The sequence below is a fragment of the Microaerobacter geothermalis genome, assembly GCF_021608135.1.
In the GTDB taxonomy this organism is placed as follows: domain Bacteria; phylum Bacillota; class Bacilli; order DSM-22679; family DSM-22679; genus Microaerobacter; species Microaerobacter geothermalis.
Window position 1 is genome coordinate 1 of record NZ_JAKIHL010000074.1, and the last position, 2821, is coordinate 2821.

The following is a 2821-nucleotide window of genomic DNA, read 5'->3' on the forward strand; positions in this document are numbered from 1 at the left end:
GTATAGAAGTCTGGTGATGATGGCGGAGGGGATACACGCGTACCCATCCCGAACACGACCGTTAAGCCCTCCAGCGCCGATGGTACTTGGACCGGGAGGTCCTGGGAGAGTAGGACGTTGCCAGGCAAATGATCCGCAGTAGCTCAATGGTGGAGCACCCGGCTGTTAACCGGTAGGTTGCAGGTTCGAGTCCTGCCTGCGGAGCCACATGGAGAGATGTCCGAGCTGGCCGAAGGAGCACGATTGGAAATCGTGTATACCGTTAACGCGGTATCGTGGGTTCGAATCCCACTCTCTCCGCCATAACAAATCCTGTGGCCCGTTGGTCAAGTGGTTAAGACACCGCCCTTTCACGGCGGTAACAGGGGTTCGAATCCCCTACGGGTCACCACTTTCATAAATATCTACTGAGTAGGGAGATGAGAACCCCTAAGGGTTCGTCGGAAACACTGTGAACAAGGACCGTAAGGGACGCAGTGAACAGATGTTGGAGTCACGACGAAGGAGTGTATCCCCTACGGGTCACCACTTTCATAAACATCTACTGAGTAGATTTCATAAACTATGGACGGTTAGCTCAGCTGGGAGAGCACCTGCCTTACAAGCAGGGGGTCGGCGGTTCGATCCCGTCACCGTCCACCATTTTTTCGCGGGGTGGAGCAGTCCGGTAGCTCGTCGGGCTCATAACCCGAAGGTCGCAGGTTCAAATCCTGCCCCCGCAACCAATATTCTTCTTTTGGCTGTATCGTTTAAATATAAAGTTAATAAGACAACAAGAGTACCTGATGGGTACAGGCAAAAATGGAGCTGTGGTGTAGTTGGCCTAACATGCCTGCCTGTCACGCAGGAGAACGCGGGTTCGAATCCCGTCAGCTCCGCCATATTAAATTCTCACCCATGGTATTATCCGCATTTGACATAATGCATAACAGCGTGATAAAATAATCATTGCTGCTTGAAAAGAGGCTCGGTAGCTCAGTCGGTAGAGCAGAGGACTGAAAATCCTCGTGTCGGCGGTTCGATTCCGTCCCGAGCCACCATTTCTTCGAGCCGGTGTAGCTCAATTGGTAGAGCAACTGACTTGTAATCAGTAGGTTGGGGGTTCAAGTCCTCTCGCCGGCACCATTTTAGGAGTAAGAGATGTGAGATATATTCTAGTGCGGAGGGGTACCAAAGTGGCCAAATGGGGCGGACTGTAAATCCGTTGGCATCGCCTTCGTAGGTTCGAATCCTACCCCCTCCACCATGTAATTTGACAAATTGATCATTATAGGGGTGTAGTTTAATGGTAGAACAGAGGTCTCCAAAACCTCCAGTGTGGGTTCGATTCCTACCACCCCTGCCAAATACAATATATTGTGGCGGCTATGGCGAAGTGGTTAACGCACCGGATTGTGGCTCCGGCATTCATGGGTTCGATTCCCATTAGTCGCCCCAAATCGTTGGGCATTAGCCAAGCGGTAAGGCAACGGACTTTGACTCCGTGATTCCCTGGTTCGAATCCAGGATGCCCAGCCAATATGCGGAAGTGGCTCAGGGGTAGAGCATCGCCTTGCCAAGGCGAGGGTCGCGGGTTCGAATCCCGTCTTCCGCTCCATCATTCAATTAACTTTTTTCATTTCGACTCACATCATTAATAGGGCGGCATAGCCAAGTGGTAAGGCAGAGGTCTGCAAAACCTTTATCCCCAGTTCGAATCTGGGTGCCGCCTCCAATTTTATAGCTGCCGGGGTGGCGGAATTGGCAGACGCACAGGACTTAAAATCCTGCGGTAGGTGACTACCGTACCGGTTCAAGTCCGGTCCTCGGCACCACGATGTGCCCTTAGCTCAGCTGGATAGAGCGTCTGACTACGAATCAGAAGGTCGGGAGTTCGAATCTCTCAGGGCACGCCATTCATCTGTTTACGACCGATGAGATATTAGACCAATGGGTCCTAGGCGGATAAGGTAAGCAAGGAGCAAAAGTGGCGAAGAGAGATGATGTCGTTACGAAGTAGCGTATCTCTCAGGGCAGATCCTAGATCCTACCCCATCCTATTACCTAAAAGAGGTCACAACTTTATATGCCGGTGTGGCGGAATTGGCAGACGCGCACGACTCAAAATCGTGTTCCCTTGCGGGAGTATCGGTTCGACTCCGATCACCGGCACCATACATATCTTACTTTGATATATTACCCTTGTTTAACACTTTAACCAAATTTGGTTAAAGTGTTTTTATTTGAAAAGAAATGAGTGATGCAAATAAGTTCTTAATTAAAGAATCTATAATAAAAAAATTATGCTTCTTTGAGGGAGTTGATAGAAACGGCTTGAGGAGCTGTAAGCGGAGATTTTCGAATCTTTATCATTACTTAGCAGAAGACTCCCATCTTCTATAAGGGGGAGATAAATGCTGACTGATTACAAACAAATGTTCCATAACGCCTTTTCTTATGGTATAATCATCATAGGAAGAGGAGGTGAAACGATTGAAACTAACGCTTAAATTCTACCCACGATGGACCGGTCAACAAGAACAAATCATCGAAGAATTATCCTTTCATACCACCAAACTATACAACATTGCCAACCATCAAAACCGTGAAAACCCATATAAATCATACCATGCGCTCGAAAGGGAACTGAAATCCAATTGGCATAGGGAATATCTCCATTCGCATACCTATCAACAATGTCTAAAAGTTCTCGAACAAAATTGGAAAAGCTATTTTAAAGCGTTGGAAGACTATTCGTAAAATAGACGGAAATCTTTTGCTCTCCCTTTCAAAGAAAATACAGGACGTCTTTCAGGTTGACAGTCTAAAAGTGGAAGTCAAA

1 protein-coding gene, 17 tRNA genes and 1 rRNA gene are annotated in these 2821 nt (G+C 47.9%); all 19 read left to right on the plus strand.

Going from position 1 to position 2821, the window contains the following annotated elements:
• The first annotated feature begins 9 nt into the window (after positions 1-9).
• Positions 10-126, plus strand: a 5S ribosomal RNA gene (rrf, locus tag L1765_RS15680).
• Between the two features lie 6 nt (positions 127-132).
• Positions 133-207, plus strand: a tRNA-Asn gene (locus tag L1765_RS15685).
• Between the two features lie 3 nt (positions 208-210).
• Positions 211-303 (plus strand) — tRNA-Ser (locus tag L1765_RS15690).
• 13 nt (positions 304-316) lie between these two features.
• Positions 317-391, plus strand: a tRNA-Glu gene (locus L1765_RS15695).
• Between the two features lie 175 nt (positions 392-566).
• Positions 567-642 (plus strand) — tRNA-Val (locus tag L1765_RS15700).
• A gap of 6 nt (positions 643-648) precedes the next feature.
• A tRNA-Met gene (locus L1765_RS15705) sits at positions 649-725 on the plus strand.
• 78 nt (positions 726-803) lie between these two features.
• Positions 804-881 (plus strand) — tRNA-Asp (locus L1765_RS15710).
• Positions 882-964: 83 nt separating this feature from the next.
• Positions 965-1040, plus strand: a tRNA-Phe gene (locus L1765_RS15715).
• Positions 1041-1049: 9 nt separating this feature from the next.
• A tRNA-Thr gene (locus L1765_RS15720) sits at positions 1050-1125 on the plus strand.
• 36 nt (positions 1126-1161) lie between these two features.
• Positions 1162-1246 (plus strand) — tRNA-Tyr (locus L1765_RS15725).
• Positions 1247-1271: 25 nt separating this feature from the next.
• Positions 1272-1345 (plus strand) — tRNA-Trp (locus L1765_RS15730).
• A gap of 16 nt (positions 1346-1361) precedes the next feature.
• Positions 1362-1437, plus strand: a tRNA-His gene (locus L1765_RS15735).
• Positions 1438-1443: 6 nt separating this feature from the next.
• Positions 1444-1518: transfer RNA gene (locus tag L1765_RS15740), tRNA-Gln, on the plus strand.
• 4 nt (positions 1519-1522) lie between these two features.
• Positions 1523-1597: transfer RNA gene (locus L1765_RS15745), tRNA-Gly, on the plus strand.
• A gap of 43 nt (positions 1598-1640) precedes the next feature.
• Positions 1641-1714 (plus strand) — tRNA-Cys (locus L1765_RS15750).
• Positions 1715-1725: 11 nt separating this feature from the next.
• Positions 1726-1814, plus strand: a tRNA-Leu gene (locus L1765_RS15755).
• Positions 1815-1818: 4 nt separating this feature from the next.
• Positions 1819-1895 (plus strand) — tRNA-Arg (locus tag L1765_RS15760).
• 172 nt (positions 1896-2067) lie between these two features.
• Positions 2068-2154, plus strand: a tRNA-Leu gene (locus tag L1765_RS15765).
• A 318-nt stretch (positions 2155-2472) separates the two neighbouring features.
• Complete coding sequence (locus L1765_RS15770; RefSeq protein WP_236405659.1) at positions 2473-2739, plus strand: hypothetical protein; 267 nt, start codon at positions 2473-2475, stop codon at positions 2737-2739.
• Positions 2740-2821 lie beyond the last annotated feature (82 nt).